The sequence below is a fragment of the Paraburkholderia aromaticivorans genome (assembly GCF_002278075.1).
Classification (GTDB): Bacteria; Pseudomonadota; Gammaproteobacteria; order Burkholderiales; family Burkholderiaceae; genus Paraburkholderia; species Paraburkholderia aromaticivorans.
The window spans coordinates 19126-35801 of sequence record NZ_CP022994.1; the positions used below are offsets into that span (position 1 = coordinate 19126).

General features: G+C 61.1%; 14 protein-coding genes. 13 read left to right on the plus strand and 1 reads right to left on the minus strand.

Going from position 1 to position 16676, the window contains the following annotated elements; translation table 11 throughout:
• Positions 1-9 precede the first annotated feature (9 nt).
• The 10 genes from CJU94_RS39715 to CJU94_RS39765 all read left to right on the plus strand — a co-directional run bounded on the left by CJU94_RS39715 (position 10) and on the right by CJU94_RS39765 (position 10777).
• Positions 10-3075, plus strand: a complete 3066-nt coding sequence (locus CJU94_RS39715; protein WP_007183104.1) for a hypothetical protein — start codon at positions 10-12, stop codon at positions 3073-3075.
• Positions 3072-4295, plus strand: coding sequence for a conjugal transfer protein TraW (gene traW, locus CJU94_RS39720; protein WP_007183105.1), 1224 nt, complete (start codon positions 3072-3074; stop codon positions 4293-4295). The genes CJU94_RS39715 and traW overlap by 4 nt, the downstream gene beginning before the upstream one ends.
• The gene (locus CJU94_RS39725) at positions 4295-4888 is read left to right on the plus strand and encodes a hypothetical protein (protein WP_007183106.1); all 594 of its coding nucleotides are present in this window, start codon (positions 4295-4297) and stop codon (positions 4886-4888) included. The genes traW and CJU94_RS39725 overlap by 1 nt, the downstream gene beginning before the upstream one ends.
• Positions 4885-7083: a DotA/TraY family protein gene (locus CJU94_RS39730; protein WP_007183107.1), complete on the plus strand. Its 2199-nt coding sequence runs from the start codon at positions 4885-4887 to the stop codon at positions 7081-7083. The genes CJU94_RS39725 and CJU94_RS39730 overlap by 4 nt, the downstream gene beginning before the upstream one ends.
• A gap of 140 nt (positions 7084-7223) precedes the next feature.
• Positions 7224-7730 (plus strand): hypothetical protein, encoded by a 507-nt coding sequence (locus tag CJU94_RS39735; RefSeq protein ID WP_007183108.1) that lies wholly within the window; start codon positions 7224-7226, stop codon positions 7728-7730.
• Between the two features lie 78 nt (positions 7731-7808).
• Positions 7809-8615: a hypothetical protein gene (locus CJU94_RS39740; protein ID WP_007183109.1), complete on the plus strand. Its 807-nt coding sequence runs from the start codon at positions 7809-7811 to the stop codon at positions 8613-8615.
• An 18-nt stretch (positions 8616-8633) separates the two neighbouring features.
• A complete protein-coding gene (locus tag CJU94_RS39745) occupies positions 8634-8825 on the plus strand; it encodes a hypothetical protein (protein WP_007183110.1) in 192 nt (63 codons plus the stop codon).
• Between the two features lie 502 nt (positions 8826-9327).
• Positions 9328-9729 (plus strand): hypothetical protein, encoded by a 402-nt coding sequence (locus tag CJU94_RS39755; protein WP_028229513.1) that lies wholly within the window; start codon positions 9328-9330, stop codon positions 9727-9729.
• A 107-nt stretch (positions 9730-9836) separates the two neighbouring features.
• Positions 9837-10103 (plus strand): hypothetical protein, encoded by a 267-nt coding sequence (locus CJU94_RS39760; RefSeq protein ID WP_007182996.1) that lies wholly within the window; start codon positions 9837-9839, stop codon positions 10101-10103.
• Complete coding sequence (locus CJU94_RS39765) at positions 10100-10777, plus strand: hypothetical protein (RefSeq protein WP_007182995.1); 678 nt, start codon at positions 10100-10102, stop codon at positions 10775-10777. The genes CJU94_RS39760 and CJU94_RS39765 overlap by 4 nt, the downstream gene beginning before the upstream one ends.
• Positions 10778-11145: 368 nt before the next feature.
• Here CJU94_RS39765 and CJU94_RS39770 read toward each other — a convergent pair whose 3' ends face one another.
• Positions 11146-12837, minus strand: coding sequence for a site-specific integrase (locus tag CJU94_RS39770; protein ID WP_007180429.1), 1692 nt, complete (start codon positions 12835-12837; stop codon positions 11146-11148).
• Between the two features lie 143 nt (positions 12838-12980).
• Here CJU94_RS39770 and CJU94_RS39775 point away from each other — a divergent pair, with 143 nt between their 5' ends.
• The 3 genes from CJU94_RS39775 to CJU94_RS41235 are packed head-to-tail and all read left to right on the plus strand — an operon-like array spanning position 12981 to position 16626.
• Positions 12981-16007 (plus strand): Tn3 family transposase, encoded by a 3027-nt coding sequence (locus tag CJU94_RS39775; protein ID WP_007181927.1) that lies wholly within the window; start codon positions 12981-12983, stop codon positions 16005-16007.
• Positions 16004-16366 (plus strand): hypothetical protein, encoded by a 363-nt coding sequence (locus CJU94_RS41230; RefSeq protein WP_156903410.1) that lies wholly within the window; start codon positions 16004-16006, stop codon positions 16364-16366. The genes CJU94_RS39775 and CJU94_RS41230 overlap by 4 nt, the downstream gene beginning before the upstream one ends.
• Entirely contained in the window at positions 16363-16626 is a 264-nt protein-coding gene (locus CJU94_RS41235) for a hypothetical protein (RefSeq protein ID WP_007180432.1), read from the plus strand. The genes CJU94_RS41230 and CJU94_RS41235 overlap by 4 nt, the downstream gene beginning before the upstream one ends.
• Positions 16627-16676 lie beyond the last annotated feature (50 nt).

Sequence of the window (16676 nt, forward strand, 5' to 3'; positions counted from 1 at the left end):
GGAACGAACATGGGCTTTCTGGACAAGGGTGTAACCGCGATCGAGGACACGCTCGCTTATCTCGCGCGTTACTGGATCGGCAAGGACTTCGCCGGATACTGCGAGCTGGCGACGGCCGTGGGCCTGACGGAAGAAGACATCAAGCGGCACCCGGGCCTGAAAGACCCGTACATCGTCGTCGACAACAAGCTCGCGCTGCTGACCGCGTTCGACGTGCAGGGCACGTATCAGATCCTGTCGGATCAAGACTTCGGGAAGATGATCGACAACCTGCGCGTGAAGATGAACGGCTATATGAAGCGCTACGGCCACTCGATCACGTTCGGTTTCGAGCGAGATCCCGATCGATCGCTTGACGAGCTGATGCGTCTTGCCGAGCCGCAGATCAATGCGGCTCGGCGTATCGGCCTGAAGTCGGAGGACATCATTCTGGACCGCGTGCGGCGTAATGCTCCGCTCGTCGCGTGGGAACAGAACCTGATGATCGTGTACACGCACATGAACGTCATGAGCCCCGAGGAGATGAAGCGGGAACTCAAGGAACGGTCGGTGGATGCGCAGAAACACAATCTGCCGCGCATCGAATTCGGTCAGAATCCCGCGTCAGTGATAATGGCGATGAAATATCGTCACGACACGATGGTGGATCGCGTGCGTCATGACTTCGAGCGCAGCGGCTCGGAAGGGCGGCCGGGCATCATGCTCCGGCCGATCAGCGCGCACGAAGCGATCAAGCGCGTGCGGATCATGGTCAATCGCGAACGGACCTCGCAGAAGTTTCGACCGGTGCTTCCCGGCGATCGCTTTATCCCGCGTGGCCGGGAAGACAAGCACGATCACTCGGACCTCTCGGCGCCGCCGGTCAACTATCAGGTTTGCACGAACGACGTGACGAACCATCGCGAGATCATCAAGACGGACGACCTCTGGCACGGCAACATGTCGATGGAGCTCGGGCCGCAGGAACCGCAGCCGTTTTCGTCGCTGTTCGCTTCGATCGACCGCGAAATCCCGTGGCGCGTTCGCGTCGATCTGAATCCCGGTGGCCTCAATGAGATGCGGGCTCGGCAAATGATGGTCGCGTTCGTGGGCATGCTGCCCAGCAACCGCCAGATCCGACAGTCGTTTATCGACCTGAACGAGCGATCGAAGGAAGACGCGATCTGCTCAATGAAATTCGCCGTGTCCACCTGGTCGCCTTCCGAGCGCGAAACGAAGCGCCGAATGGCAGCGCTCGAGAAGTCGATTCAGTCGTGGGGCATCTGCCAAGTGACGTCGGTACACGGCGATCCGCTGGCTGCGTGGGCGTCCACCATTCCGGGCTTTACGACGAAGAACATCGCGAACCGCATGGTGCCGCCGCTGCCCGATGCGCTGTATCTCTTGCCGTTGCAGCGGCCGGCGACGCCGTGGGGCGACGGCGGTTCGTTGATTGTTCGCACGCCCGACGGGAAAATCTATCCGATCCAGTTGGGCAGTCGCCTGCAGGACACGTGGATCGAGCTTATCAGTGCGCCTCCGGGCAGCGGTAAGTCGGTTCTCATGAACTCGATGAACAGCGCGACGGTTCACCGCGCCGGCAACGTTCGCCTGCCGTTGATGACCATTATCGATGTCGGCCCGTCTTCGTCCGGCCTTATCCAGTTGATCAAGGATTCGTTGCCGGAGCATCGCAAAAGCGAGGCTGTGTATCTTCGCCTGCAGAACTCGGTCGACTATGCGACCAATCCGTATGACACGCAGCTCGGCGCGCGCTCGCCGACGTCGCGCGAGACCGAATTCCTCGTCGATCTGATGACGCTGTTCTGTACCGATCCCGGCACCAAGAAAGCGCCTGCGGGTTGCTCGCAGGTGAACGAGATGCTGCTACGGATTGCCTACGAGGATCGTGCGACGAAGAACCCGCACATGTACGAGCCGCATATCGACCGGACGGTCGACGATGTGCTCGAGTCGTCGGGCCTGAAGGAACAGTATTCGGAAGAGTGGTGGTCGGTCGCGAAGTGGTGGGAAGTGACCGATATGCTGTTCAAGGCTGGCTACGTGCGCGAGGCTTCGCTCGCGCAGCGCCAAGCCGTTCCTGTGCTGCAGGATTTCAGCGCATATCTGAACGACGAGTCGATCCGCGACCTGTTCGGCGACGCTAGGGTCGAAGGCACTAACGAGCCGCTGCTCAAATACATGTACCGTTGCTTCTCGGTGGCGACGTCGAACTACGCGCTTTTCGCCGGCCGCACGCGCTTCGAGCTGAACAGCGAGACGCGCGTCATTTCGATCGACCTGAACGACGTGATTGGCGGGAAAACGCCCGAGGGCATGCTTCGTACCGCCGCCATGTACATGTTCGCGCGGCAGATGGCAGCAAAGAACTATTTCCTCCGCGAGGAAGTGGTTTTGCCCGTGATCCCCGAGATGTATCAGGACTATCACCTGAAGCGGGTAGCGGACGTTCAAGACGAGCAGAAGACCATCGCTTACGACGAAGTGCATAACACTGGCGGTCAGCAGGCGTTCGTGCAGACGATGATCAAGGACGGGCGAGAAGGGCGTAAGTGGGGTATCCGTATCGTCAACGCCTCGCAGTACCTCGCCGACTATCCGGAAGAGCTGCTCAACGCGGCGACGGCAGTCTATGTGATGCGCGGCGGCAACGCGGCCGACGAGTCGATTCTGCGCACGCTCTACAACGTTTCCGAAGAAGCGATCCGACGGCTGCAACGCGAAGCCGTCGGTCCGGGCCCCGAAGGCGGCAACTTCCTCGCGCTGTTTAAGACGAAGGTCGGCTTCGTCGTGCAGCTCCTTACCAACACCGTGGGTCCGATCGAGCTGTGGGCGTTCTCGACGACGCAGGAAGACGTCGCGCTGCGCAACCGGCTTTACAAACGAATCGGGCCTTACGAAGCGCGCAAGCTGCTCGCTGAGCACTTCCCGCTGGGGACCGCGTTGGAGACGATTGAGCACATGCGCACCGAATCGTCGGAGAAAGAGGACGTGTCCGTCGTCGAGCGACTGGCGGGCAAGCTGGTCGAGGCGTACACGCGCAACATCAGGAAGCAACGGGAGTTGGCCGTATGAAGAAGAACATCGTAATGAAGCCGCTCGCCGCTGCGGCGCTGGTTGGCGGTCTGGTGGCGTCGACGCCGGCGTTCGCGATCTGCGACGGCTGCGTGGTGGGCGCAGTGAACATCGCCAACACGACCATCACGGGCGCGATCTCCGCAATGAACACGTCGGTGAGCACGCTGCTGTACAACCTGGGCGTGGCCGTGAATGAGAACGGCAGCAAGACGGCGAGCACGATCGAAGCCGCCGCGCGGGCGCAGCGCGAGAACGACGTCAACATGGAGATGAATCGCCGAGTCGAGGACGCGCGCCAACGCTATCAAGTGCCCGACAATATCTGCAGCGAGTCCGGCTCGGGCGGTGCTGTCCAGGTCGGTGCGGCCGCCGGCGCGGCGAAGGGTGGTATCCGGCCGGGTGGTGGTGGGTCGATCGCGAATGCCGCGATCGCGCAGGCGATCAATTCTCCACCGCCGGCACCGGAAATCGACGCGTCGCGCGCGGCGAAAATCCACGCTCAGTATTGCGACAGCGACGACTACTCGGCCTATGGTGGCGCTCCCGCGTGCCCGTCGGTGTCCGGCAACATGCCCGGCGCCGACAAGCGCATCGACTCCGTGCTGAGCGGCGCTGGTCCGAACGGAAAGGCACCGGAACTCACGTTCTCGCAGGCGCAGACCGATGCCGCGCGTATGTACACGCAGAACTCGATTCGTCGGTCGATCGGGCCGCAACTGCGCAAGGGTGAAGCGAACACGGTCGCGGGCGGTCAATACGTGGGCCTGATGAACCAGTACAACTCCGTCATCTCCGCAGCCTCCGATCCGCAAGATCAACTCATTGCCGACAGCCAGCCGAACTCGGCGACGAAGGATCTGCTGACCGATGCGCTGCAGGCGCCGTCGGCGGCGTCGTATTACAACCAGGTGGCGTCGTCGCAAGCGAAGGCAACCGGCATGATGTCCGCGCGCGAGTTTGAAGCCTTCGAAGTCGGCCGACGGTATGCGAACACGGCGTACCAGACGGATCTGCAGGCCATGAGCGGCGATAACCTGGTGCGCGAGCAAATTCGCGTCTCGTCGCTCAATAACTGGCTGCTGCTCAAGGTCGAAAACGAGATGCGCAAGGGCAACGTCATCAATGGTCAGATTCTCGCGAGCCTAGCGCGTCAGGAATACGAGCCGATCCTGACGCAGAAGTACCGGGCGATTGGCGGCCGTATGGGAGGTCAGTGATGGCTACGGAAGAGAAGAAGAGCGCGTTGCGCACGACGGGCAAGGTCGCATGGCGCGTACTGTTGCCGTTCGCGGCGATGCGGCGGACCGTCGCGCTCGCGAAAAAGGAAGCCGAACGGACGAAGGAAAGCCTCGGCGCCCTGAAGGAGCTGGGCGACGACGCGCGCAAGACGATCGTCGAAGGCATCAAGGGGCCGAAGGAGCAGCGCAACGACTCGTTCTCGGATGCGATGAGCAAGCGCTCTGAGAATGCGCTCAGCGAAGACGAGTTGTACCGCTATTTTCTCGGCAAGAAGCGCGTCGCGATCGGCACCGCAGCGTTCTTCGCATTGATGGCCCTCTACGGCATGCTGGGCGGGATCTGGTTCGGTCATAACCGCGGCATCGCACTCGGGGCAATTTCGTTGCTCGCGAGCCAGCCCGTGTTCTTCATGGTTGCGCTGGGCGCGCAACTCCGGTTGTGGCAGTTGCGGACGCACCGGCTCTCAAAAGAGGAGAAGGGCGGCCTCGGTGATTTCATGCGCGAAGTGAAGGGATGGTGGTGGGTCACGCTCGATCCCGAGTTCAGCCGCAAGGGAGGGTCGCGCGCATGAAGACCTCCCGCATTTTCGCCGGCCTCATGGCCGGCATAGCGGCCCTGCTGTCACTGCCAGCACTGGCGCAAACTACGTCGATCGGCGAGATCACGCAGGCCGCTCAACGCTCGGGCGACAAGTCCCGTGAAGCTCTGGTATCGATCTACGGCAACGTCGTCAACAACCCGCTCGCTACGGGCGGCGCCGGCGGCAGCGATACGATTCTGGCCGGAATTTTCCAAGTCGCAAACGGGGCGCTGCTCGTCGTCGGCGCGTTCTTCGCGTGCTACGTGATGTTCAAGAAGGTGTCGCAGACGGCCCATGATGGTGCCGTGTTCGACCGCGAGAAGCACACGATGTGGGGGCCGATTCGGATCGTGTGGGGTCTTGCCTCGCTCGTGCCGACCGCGAACGGCTGGTCGCTCTCGCAGTTGCTGATGCTGTGGGGTGCTTCGCTGATGGGCGTCGGGATCGCCAACCTCGGCGTCGACGCGTCGGTGTCGGCCTTCGAGAACGGCCAGTCGATGGTTGTGCAGCCGGTGATGCCGAGCACGATCAACCTCGCGCATAGCGTGTTCGAGTCGAACCTGTGCATGCACGCGATCAATGCCGGCTTGGCGCAGGCCGAGTCGAGCGGCGCGCTGGTGACTCAGGACGGCTACATCCAGCAGTCGCCGACCAACTCGGGTTTCGTGTTGAAGAACTCGAGCTTTGTCTGCGGTGGTGCCGACATCAACAACGATCTCCAGCCGCAGTCGCAGTCGACTAACTGGTTTAGCGGTACGATCGACACGTCGGATATTCGCCAAGCGCACCTGCAGGCGCTGCAAGCGATGCAATCGAGCCTGACGTCATCCGCGCAGGGTTTCGTCAACGCTGTGATCCAGAAACAGAATGGTGGAGGCGGAGCGCTACCCGACGCGGAGATTGCGATCCAGTCGGCGGCTCAGCAGTACGAAAACACCATCAGCAGCATGGCCGCGACGAAGCAGGGCAACATTGCTCAACTGGCTAGCCAGTTGAGCACGTCGATCAAAGAAGGCGGGTGGTGGACGCTGGGCGCGTGGTATCAGACGTTCGCTCAGGCCAACACGAAGCTCTCCGACGCGGTAGCGGCAAAGGCTTCTGTGTACGGCATGTCGTCGGAAGGCGATCCGGCCATGCTGACGGTCTACCAGAGCTCGATGGCGGCGTACAAGGCGCAGCAAGCGACGTCGACGTACACGCCGACGCTGGGCACGTCGAGCACGGGTGACTATTCGAAGGGCGCGGCCGGCTCGGACGCGAACAAGATCATCGGCAGCTTCTTCAACGCGCCTGGTCAGCGGATCGTCAACTACATGATCGACATCAACGCCGGCGGGGAAGGGCGCGGGCAAGTCAATCCGCTCATTAAGATGAAGAATCTCGGCGACTACACGATGGCGGCCGCCGAGACGGGGCTGGGCGCCTACGTGACCGCAAAGGCGATCGCGCAGGTCAAGGAAGGGTGGAGCGTCGCCGGCATGTTTGCGAAGGTGGCTAACGCCGTGTCGTCGATCGGCGACGCCTTGCAAGGTGTGCTTGACGCGATGTCGCCGTTCATCGTGATGGCGATCATTGCGCTGTTCATCCTTGGCGGCACCTTGTCGACCTATCTGCCGATGGTTCCGTTCATCATCTGGTTCGGGGCGGCCGTGAACTGGCTCGTCGTGGTGGGCGAGGCGATCATTGCCGCTCCGCTGTGGGCGATCACGCACTTAGGCGGTGAGGGCGATGGCCTCGGTCATCGCACCGCACACGGTTACATCTTCCTGTTGAACGTGATGGTGCGTCCGATCTTGATGGTGATCGGGTTCTTCCTCGGCGGTGCCGGCGTCATCGCGGGCGGCACGCTGTTAAATCTGCTGTACGGCATCGCGGTGGCCAATGCGCAGTTCGACTCCGTGACAGGTCTGTTCAGCATCATCTTCTTCCTCGCGATCTACGCGTCGATGTGCCTGAACCTGGTGCATAGCTGCTTCAACCTAATCTTCATCGTGCCGGACCAGGTGATCAATTGGGTGGGTGGCCACGCCTCGGCGACGGTGGGACGCGACGACAACGACCGCATGCGCAACGCGCTCAACGTCTTCTCGAACAAGCTCGAGCACATGATGCCGGGCGGTCGTGGGGGCGGTGGTCGAGGACCGGGCGCCGGTGGCAACAAGCCGGGCGACGGCATCAAGGCGTGATGTGAATGGGGGCTGGCTCGCAGGAGTCGGCCCCTTATCAATAGTGCTGGCCCTTGTCAATAGCTCATGCTAGAATGACCTTGTAGAAATTCCGTATGCAAGACGTGATACAAAATCGCGGCATACTAAGGAGGACCAAAATGAACATCATCTGGTATGTGCTCCGCCCGTTCTACCTGCTTGGCCTGGTGCTGGCTGTGCCGCTTTTCTTCATCGTGGCCAACCATGCCGGCAAGGATCTCGAGGTGTCGGTGCCGCTGCTGGTTGGCTGCCTCGGCTATTTCGTGCTCGGCTACCTGCTGCTGAAGACGTTGCCGAATTTCCTGCGCGGCCGCGTGCTCGCCCGCGTCGCCAATTTCAAGGCGAAGGGCTTCGCGCCGCAGTGGGAGGTCGTGTCGGTGATCTACAACCGCTACGTCGGCTTCGATCCGAAGACGCGCAAAGCGCTCTACGTCGATGTCAACGACGGCACCGAGACGCTCGTGGACTTCGACAACGTGAACGCATGGGAGCTGGACGTCGAGAAGAACAAACCGGCGCTGCTGAAGCTGCTGACGCGTGTGCCCGCGTTGCCGGTTGTGGGTGTGCGTATCGACCGTCGGAAAGCCGACGAGTGCAAGGCGAACCTCGTCACGATTTTCGGCTGAGAGCAGGCCGTATAGGCAAACCTGTGGGCATGTGTTGCTGTGAGGCGACCATGCCCATTTTTGCATGGAGACTGATGGATGACTTTGAAAGCTGGTGCGATGCTGTTGGCCGTTGGCCTTGTACTCGCCGGGTGCGATGGCAAGAAAGATTCGGTGCAGGCCAGCGCGGGGCAGACCAATGCGTCGCCCGCGTCGCTGCTGAACAGTCCGAAGCTGCCTGATCCAGCGCCGGCGCCGGCCGCCGCGCAGGTGCCGACGCTACCGAAGCCGGACCGCAGCGTGCCGGTGGCGAGCTATGTCGATCTGAACGGTGAACCGGCAGGCATGGCACTGACGTATATCGTTTCGGCGAAGACGCAGGGTGCAGTGAGCGATGAAGACAAGCTCAACCGCCTGTCGCCCTCGTACTACAACGAGACCGACGCCTTCAAGAAGAAGGATCTCGCCGCGACCGAGTTGCCGCGCATCAATGCCGCAATGGACGAATACCGGAAGCACGACTACTACGCGCTGCCGGTGTCCGGGTATTCGCAGAAGCCGCTGGGTCTGACGAACGTCACTGTGAGCCAGTACGACTTCAACACGAAGAGTTTCCCGCTGACGAGCTACGGCCAGTATTGCTGGGCAGGGATTCTGCGGAATCAGCAAGGCGCGACGCTGCGAATTTTGCCGTCGGATTTCCCGTGCAGCTTGCCCGTCTCCGATGAGGCGCAGGCGAAACTCATTGAGGCGGCACGCGTTCAGAACGCGCTCGCTCTGCAGGGCACGCTGTATCTGTACGTGCCGCGCGCGGAGAACGGCACGGCGCTCGCCGTCGTCTCGCGTGCGCACCTCGAGCTGGTGAATGCGCAGACCAAGGCGCCGCTGGCCAGCTTCGATCTTTAACACGCAGGGGACACGGCGATGAAGGCACGCTCGGGCGGCAAGGCAGTGCGAAATATCGGTTTGGGCCTGCTGTGGCTGCTTCTGGCGGCCGCGGCGGTGGTTGTGGCCACGCAGACCGGCATCGCGCGCTACTTCGTCGTCGCGACAGGCAACGCCGTGTGCGTCGACACGAACCCGGACGGCGGGATCTCGAACGACACCTGCAGGTGAGGGAGATGGCCATGCCGGCACTGATGAGTCGCGAACCGTGGTGGGAAAAGCCTCCGCAACCAGGTCAATCCGAGCTTGAATGCGTGTGGGGTTGGCTTGAGCTGTACGACGATGGGACGTTCCGCTTCGATGCCTCCTCGAGGCCGAGCGATCGAGATATCCAGCAGCGGAAAGGGTGTCGATTGCCGGATTAGTGTACGCAATTACGTATGTATGTATTTGCGTTTGATTTGTGGGCATGGCAGACGGTCAAGGGGACGCCCGGAAGCCGCAGCGGAGCGCAGAGCTGGCCGCAGGCCAGGTCGAGCACCGAACGGGTGAGGACGGCAGCGCAGCGGCCCTTGACGGGCTGGCGTGCCGGTGTAGACGCTCCAGGCAAGGGTGTGGGGGTTGGGGCTTACCCCCGCACCCTTGACGACAGAGGGCGACTCGCTCCTTCCCGCAGAGCGGGAAGGCGGGGGATGGGTGGGGATTTCGTGTAATTGAACAGCAAGGGCCATCGATGAATACGAAGGAAACCGATCAAACTTTGGAGCAACTGAGGAGCATCGCCAGATCTCTGGAAACGCTCTCCGCACTGCAGCTTTTGAAGACGTTCTATTCGGCGGAAGAACGTCAGAGTCTCATCGCGCGGCACCGACAACTCTACGATGAAGATGCGGCCGCATTTGCTGAACTTCGAGGCTCGCAAGATGCGCTGCCAGATCGAGGCTTGGGCTACGACGCCCGAGTCGAGAAACATGGCGAGGAAGTCGTCACCCAGCAAAACGCTCCGATGAATACGGCGCTCGAAAAACGCCGCGAGACGTTGAAAGCCATCGACCGATTCGAAGCCGAGCATCCGCTCATCAAGCAGTTGTCCGGATATGCACCAAAGATCGTTCGAGCGGCGGCTAAAACCTGAAATTTCCAGCAAAATCAACAACTTACAAAAATACCGATAATCTTTATTATGTAAAATTGCGTCTATCGGCGCGGGGAATTCGATAGCGCGAGCTAATGGAGAGCCTGATGAACCAGTTGCTGCTCAACCAGACGATCGTCTTCCTGAACCGACTTTCCCGCCTCGGGAAAATCGGTGTCGTCTTCGTGCTTGCCCTTGCTGTCGTGAGCAGCATCGTGCTGCACACGAAGGGTCTCAGCATGGATGACAGCATCGCGCAGTGGACGACGAAGCCACTCATCGCATCGGCCGCGATTGCCGTCATCGCCGAGCTGGTGAGCTCTATGCTTCGCGTGCAACTACGACAGGTCGCGACTCGGGGGGTGAAGCGATGAATAGCGTGCTGACGCTTTCGCTCGAGCAATGCCAAGAGTTGCTGCAGGACATCCACGAAAAGCGACGGCATCGCCTGACGGGCAGCGAGTACAAGGCAATCATCCAAGCGGTCGACAATCATCGCGTCGATCGCGACGTGGCGCAGCTCGCGCGCCAGGTGGCCGCGCAACTCGCACAACACGAAGGGCCAGGCAGCAAGCCGCCCTTCGAAGATCCGACCATGAACCGTGTGTTCATGGTCGAGTGCCAGCCCGTTACGCCGGCCGATAGCGATCCGCGAATGCAGGAACACGTCGTCGTCGGCAAGACCGTCTTCCGATCGCGCGAGTACGACCACGTTGCGCGCGCGAACGTGCCGAACGATCGCGGCGATCCAGGGCGCGAAGTCACGGCCAAGCGCCTCGACATCCAGCACGAGGGTGATGGTGTCGTCGACCGCTACAACGTGTATCAGGTCATGGCGAAGACCCACACGACCTACGGCAGCGGTATTCCGTCGGCGCCGAAGGATGGTGACAAGGTGCTTAAGGGCACTTACGGCAGCTTCCAGGCAGCATGCGACGCGATCGACGCGCAGCTCGGTATGACGCCGCGTTCGCGGCTGGCCAACGAACAGATGCAGCGCCTGCAGGAGACTCGCGCGCGGCGTAGCAGCGCACCGCGGCCGGCGTGAAGGCGACGGCGATATACGAAAAAGGCCGGGGATTTCCCGGCCTTTTCTCTTGGTGCCTCGCGCGTGGATCTGCCCTACTCCTTGTCGTCGACGTCGGGGAACAGGATCTCGAAGGGGTCGCTTGAGAAAACGGAAAATAAAGCACGTTTAGCCGGCGACGCCCTGTCGGAAAGGGCGTGGGCTACGGCGCGGCGAACGCTTCGTCCATCTGGCGGGAGCGTTTAGCCTCGTCGCTTAGCAGGTAGATCGAGGTCGTTGCGATAGAGGCGTGGCGCAGGTTGGGGTTCTACGCCGGAACCCCAGAAAATTCCGTCATTCCACATTGTGAACGTCAATCGGTTTGTTGCCTGACGTGCCGAGCGAGTAACTCAGTCGGTAAATGCCTGCCCGAACTGCCGTGCCCGCTTTACATCGTCGGTATGCAAGTAAATCGACGTGGTCGAAATCGACGCGTGACGCAGGTTATCTCGTACGGCGCTCAGCTCAACCCCTCTGGCGATCGCGTGGGTCGCATGGGTGTGCCGCATCCAGTGCGGAGAGGCCCGATGCAGCTTTTCAGCCAGCACCGGATGGTCGTTCTTGATAATCTGCGCGACGAGCCGAAAAAACCGGCGCATGACTTCCCACAGCCGCAAGGGCTTGATGCCGGCATCGGCGTCGTCAAGGCTGCCAATCAGGGACGTGGTCGGATTCCAGTGAGCACGGCTGACAGGAAGCCCCCGCTCCTGCAGATATCGGTCCAGCGCTGTGCGCGCTAGGGGTGTCAGGGTAACGCGGGCTGGCTTGCCGCCCTTGCCGACCACGTGCAGCCAGTGATCACCGGCTGCGTCGACTTCGATGCTGCGCAGTGTGGCGTCAGCCAGTTCGCTGATCCGCAGTCCCGTTGCGTAGCCGAAATCCAGCATGAACCGCAACCGTTGCGCAGCGGGCGCCTGCCAGCCGTACGACCACTCGAGCCCGTTGGCGATGGTGCGCGTCAGCATCCATTCTCCTTCGGTGAAAGCGTGCGAGGTTTCAAGAGCCATGGCGCGCTTGCTGCCGCGTACCTTGATGCCGGAGAATGGGTTGGCCACGACGTAGCGCTGCTCGACCAGCCAGCGGAACATGGCGCTGAGCACGGCAAGCGCATGCGCAATCGAACGGGCCGAGAGGTTGTCGACAAACGGGCGCCAGTCCGTTGATGTGCGCGGCCGCGGTGGCCCGACCCAGCGTTCTCGCGGTGTAGGTCTGCGCAGAAACGCCCTGTAGTCGGTGGCATCCCGGGTGGTCAGCGAAGACAGCGCCTTGCCGCGAGCAACGATGCCCCAGAGAATCAGCCGTTCGGCTTCCTTGCGGTAGGCCCGCTGCGTGGCCGGGGATTCGTGCAACGCGAGCCATGCCTGGATAGCGTCGTAATCGTTGTCGACGCCGAGGATGCAGGCCGACACCGGTGCGCGGAAGGCGCCGGCGGATCCGTCGATCTCGTGCGGTAGCCGTAGTTGCTCCCAAGGCGTCACGACTGACTGCCGATCCGCGATGATCAGTGCGCGGGCCCGCTCCGTGAGCGCCGGGTACGCGGCAAAGAAGGCCTCGATCCTTCTTGCACTGGCCGGCCCGAGACCCGGAATGACGGTCCACCACTGCCGGCGACGCGGAATCCGTACCGTGAGATCGGCCAGGGTCCGGATGCCGGCCGCGTGCAGGGTGCGGGCAGCGCGATTCGGCAGCCAGTGCGCAATGTCGTCGCCGATCTGCGGAGCTGGCGCAGGCATGATGCGCAGTAGCTCGACAGCCTGCGTGGTGGCGCGCGCATGATGCATACGCTTTTGGGCCGGGCATTCGAACAGCGTGGCCAGATCTGCCCGCTGTCGGTTACGGGCATAAAGTGCCAGTTGCCGGCGGATCTGGCCGATGACGCCGCGGGCTGACTGGCTGTGGCTGAGCCGATCTTGCATGTACCGGTGTGCCGCCTCACGCGAGGATGCGCCCTCGTACCAGGCACGCAGCGCTGCCAGTGCATCAGCATCAGGAAAGTCGGTCGGGATGTCGGCGGCGGACGGGCTCGTGGGGCGCGTTTTCATGTCATCGAGTTTAATATGGAAACAATGCCACAGAGATAATAAAGCTTATCTCTGTAGAATGCGGGAGTTCAATATTTCTGTCGTACCCCATGTCGTGATATCACAAAATTGAAGGATCTGACGTTGCGTGGAGAGGATGGTCGATGATCAACAAGAATAAGCTGCTCAGCGTCTTTTCCGACGCCGAACAGGAAGCCCTGTATGGCCTGCCTGATTTCGACGATGCGCAGCGGCTGGAATACCTGGCATTGACCGAATCCGAACTGGCGCTCGCCAGTAGCCGGCCCTCCATACCCGCGCAGGTCTATTGCATCTTGCAGATTGGCTACTTCAAGTCCAAGCACGCCTTCTTCCGCTTCGATTGGGACGAGGTTGAGGACGATTACGATTTCGTGTTGAGCCGCTATTTCCACGGCGAGCCGTTCGAACGCAAGCCGATCACCCGGCACGAGTACTACGCCCAGCGCGAACAGATCGCTGAACTGTACGGCTATCGACCGTGGGTGGCCGCCTTCCTGCCGCAACTCATGCAGCAGGCCGCGCAGATCGTACGTCGCGACGTGACACCGGGATTCGTCGCCGCCGAGCTCATCGTGTGGCTCAATGAGCACAAGATGATCCGGCCCGGCTACACGACCTTGCAAGAGCTAGTCAGCGAAGCCCTGTCCGTCGAACGTCGGCGGCTGGGCGACCTGCTCACCGGCGTATTGGACGAATTGACCCAAACCGCGCTAGACCAACTTCTGGTGCGCGATGATACTCTGTCGAAACTGGCGGCGCTGAAACAGGATGCCAAGAATTTCGGCTGGCGTCAGATGGTCCGCGAACGCGAAAAGCGCGGCACGCTGCAGCCGTTGCACGAAATCGCCAGGACGCTGCTGCCCCGGCTGGATATCTCGCAGCAGAACGTGCTGTACTACGCAAGCCTGGCGAACTTCTATACCGTCCACGACCTGCGCAACCTGAAGGCGGATCAGGCGCAGCTCTACCTGCTGTGTTACGCCTGGGTGCGCTTCCGACAGCTCACCGACAACCTGGTCGATGCGATGGCCTTCCACATGAAGCAGCTCGAGGAAGAAAGCAGCGCGGGCGCGAAACAGTCACTCATCGCCGAGCAAGTAAAACGCCATCGGGAAACGCCGCAGATCGGCCGCCTGTTGTCGCTCTATGTGGACGACAGCGTAGCCGATCCGACGCCGTTCGGCGAGGTGCGTCAGCGCGCCTATAAAATCATGGCCAAAGATGTGCTACAAAACACGGCGCAACGCATGACGGTCAAGCCGCTGAGTCAACTGGCACTACACTGGTTGGCGGTGGACGGCCTAGCCAAACGTATTCGCCGTCACCTGCGCCCCTTGTACGTCGAGCTCGACTTCGTCGGCACCTCCCCAGACAACCCGTGGCTCGCGGCGCTGGCTTGGGTCAAGGGGGCCTTCGCCAAACAGCAGCGCCTGTCACAACGACCGCTCGCCGAATGTCCCGCGGCCACGCTGCCGAAGCGCCTGCGACCGTACCTGCTGATCTTCGGCGCTGATGGTCAGCCGACCGGTTTGCACGCCGATCGCTACGAATTCTGGTTGTACCGCCAGATCCGGAAGCGCTTCCAGTCGGGAGAGATCTATCTCGACGACAGTCTGCAACATCGTCACTTCTCCGACGAGCTTGTTTCGATGAACGAGAAGGCCGACGCGCTGGCGCAGATGGAGATCCCGTTCCTGCAGCAGCCAATCGATGCCCAACTCGATGCGTTAGCGGCCGAGTTGCATGCACAATGGCTGGCCTTCAACCGAGAGCTGAAACAGGGCAAGCTTACGCACCTGGAATACGACAAGGATACGCAGAAGCTGATTTGGCGCAAACCGAAAACCGAGAACCAGAAGGTGCGTGAGCAGGCATTCTACGAGCAACTGCCATTCTGCGATGTTGCCGACGTGTTCCGCTTCGTCAACGGCCAGTGCCAGTTCCTGTCGGCGCTGACGCCATTGCAGCCGCGCTACGCGAAGAAGGTAGCGGACGCCGATAGCCTGATGGCGGTTATCATCGCTCAGGCAATGAACCATGGCAACCATGTCATGGCGCGCACCAGCGACATTCCGTACCACGTTCTGGATAGCACCTACCAGCAGTATCTGCGTCAGGCGACGCTGCATGCGGCCAACGACTGCATCAGCAACGCCATCGCCGCGCTGCCGATCTTCCCGTACTACTCGTTCGATCTCGATGCGCTGTACAGCGCCGTCGATGGGCAGAAATTCGGCGTCGAGCGACCGACCGTGAAGGCGCGTTACTCGCGCAAATACTTCGGACGAGGCAAAGGCGTCGTCGCCTACACGCTGCTGTGCAATCATGTCCCGTTGAACGGCTACCTAATCGGCGCGCACGAGTACGAGGCGCATCACGTGTTCGACATCTGGTATCGCAACACGTCGGATATAGTGCCGACTGCGATCACCGGCGACATGCACAGCATCAACAAAGCCAACTTCGCTATCCTGTATTGGTTCGGGTTGCGCTTCGAGCCTCGCTTCACAAACCTCGATGACCAGTTGCAGGAATTGTATTGTATCGACGACCCGGCGCTGTACGAGAAATGCCTGATTCAGCCGATCGGACAAATCGATCGGCAGCTCATCACCAGTGAGAAGACAAATATCGATCAGATCGTCGCCACGCTGGGCCTCAAAGAGATCACGCAGGGCTCGCTGATCCGCAAACTATGTACGTACTCGCAGGAAAACCCGACACGTCGCGCGATTTTTGAGTTCGATAAGCTCATTCGTACCATCTACACGTTGCGTTACCTGCGCGACCCGCAGCTCGAGCGAAACGTGCATCGCTCCCAAAACCGCCTCGAGTCTTACCATCAGCTTCGTTCGACCATCGCCCAGGTCGGCGGCAAGAAGGAATTGACCGGCCGCACCGACATCGAAATCGAGATCAGCAACCAGTGCGCCCGGCTGATCGCCAACGTCATCATTTTTTACAACTCGGCGATTCTGTCGCATCTACTGACGAAATGGGAGGCCAGTGGCAACGCCAAGGCGCTGGCGCGGCTTACGCAGATATCACCGGCAGCCTGGCGGCATATCCTTTTGAACGGGCACTACACTTTTCAAAGCGACAACAAAATCGACCTGGACGCGCTCATTGCAGGGCTCGAATTGGAGTGATCGAATTTTCGGCGGTTCTGGCTTGGAATCCCTTATTCCTGTTACGGTGGAATACGATGCCACAACCAGGTAATCCTTTACCCCCAGCCGTGGTCAACACCTGGCGACTGAGCGTCGGCACGTCGCTGTTCGTGATCGATATCCTGGCCGACGGCAGCTGGCGACCGGCGTATATTGCGCCAAAGCGGCTGGGTGGCTGGACGATGGATGTGTTGCCGAACATGCCGCCGACGTTAGTCGATATCGCTCCCTCGGTACGCACCTGGGCGCGACAGTACGGCGCGAATGTAACGAACCGGCGCACGCCGGCGCGCCGGTTTCCCGCGCAAACCGCTTCTTCGAACAGGACGCCAGAATGAACATGCTGAAACGTCGTCTCGATGCGACAGACGAAAAGCTGCAGGAGCTGAAAACAGCCCGCAAAGCGGCAGCTAAGGCGCAGCGCCAGCAGGTCAAGCAAACGCGCGCGGATCGCGAGCGAAAGATCATGCTGGCCGGCGAGGCGTTGCTGCGGCGTGTCGATCGCGGCGAGTGGGATGAAGCCGATTTCCGCGCGATGATGGACGATTATCTGTCGCGGCCCGCCGATCGCGCGCTGTTCGAGCTCGACGATGTATAGCCTTTGATGTTCGACGTCGACGCACCGCACAGCCAGGTCGGCAAATGTTG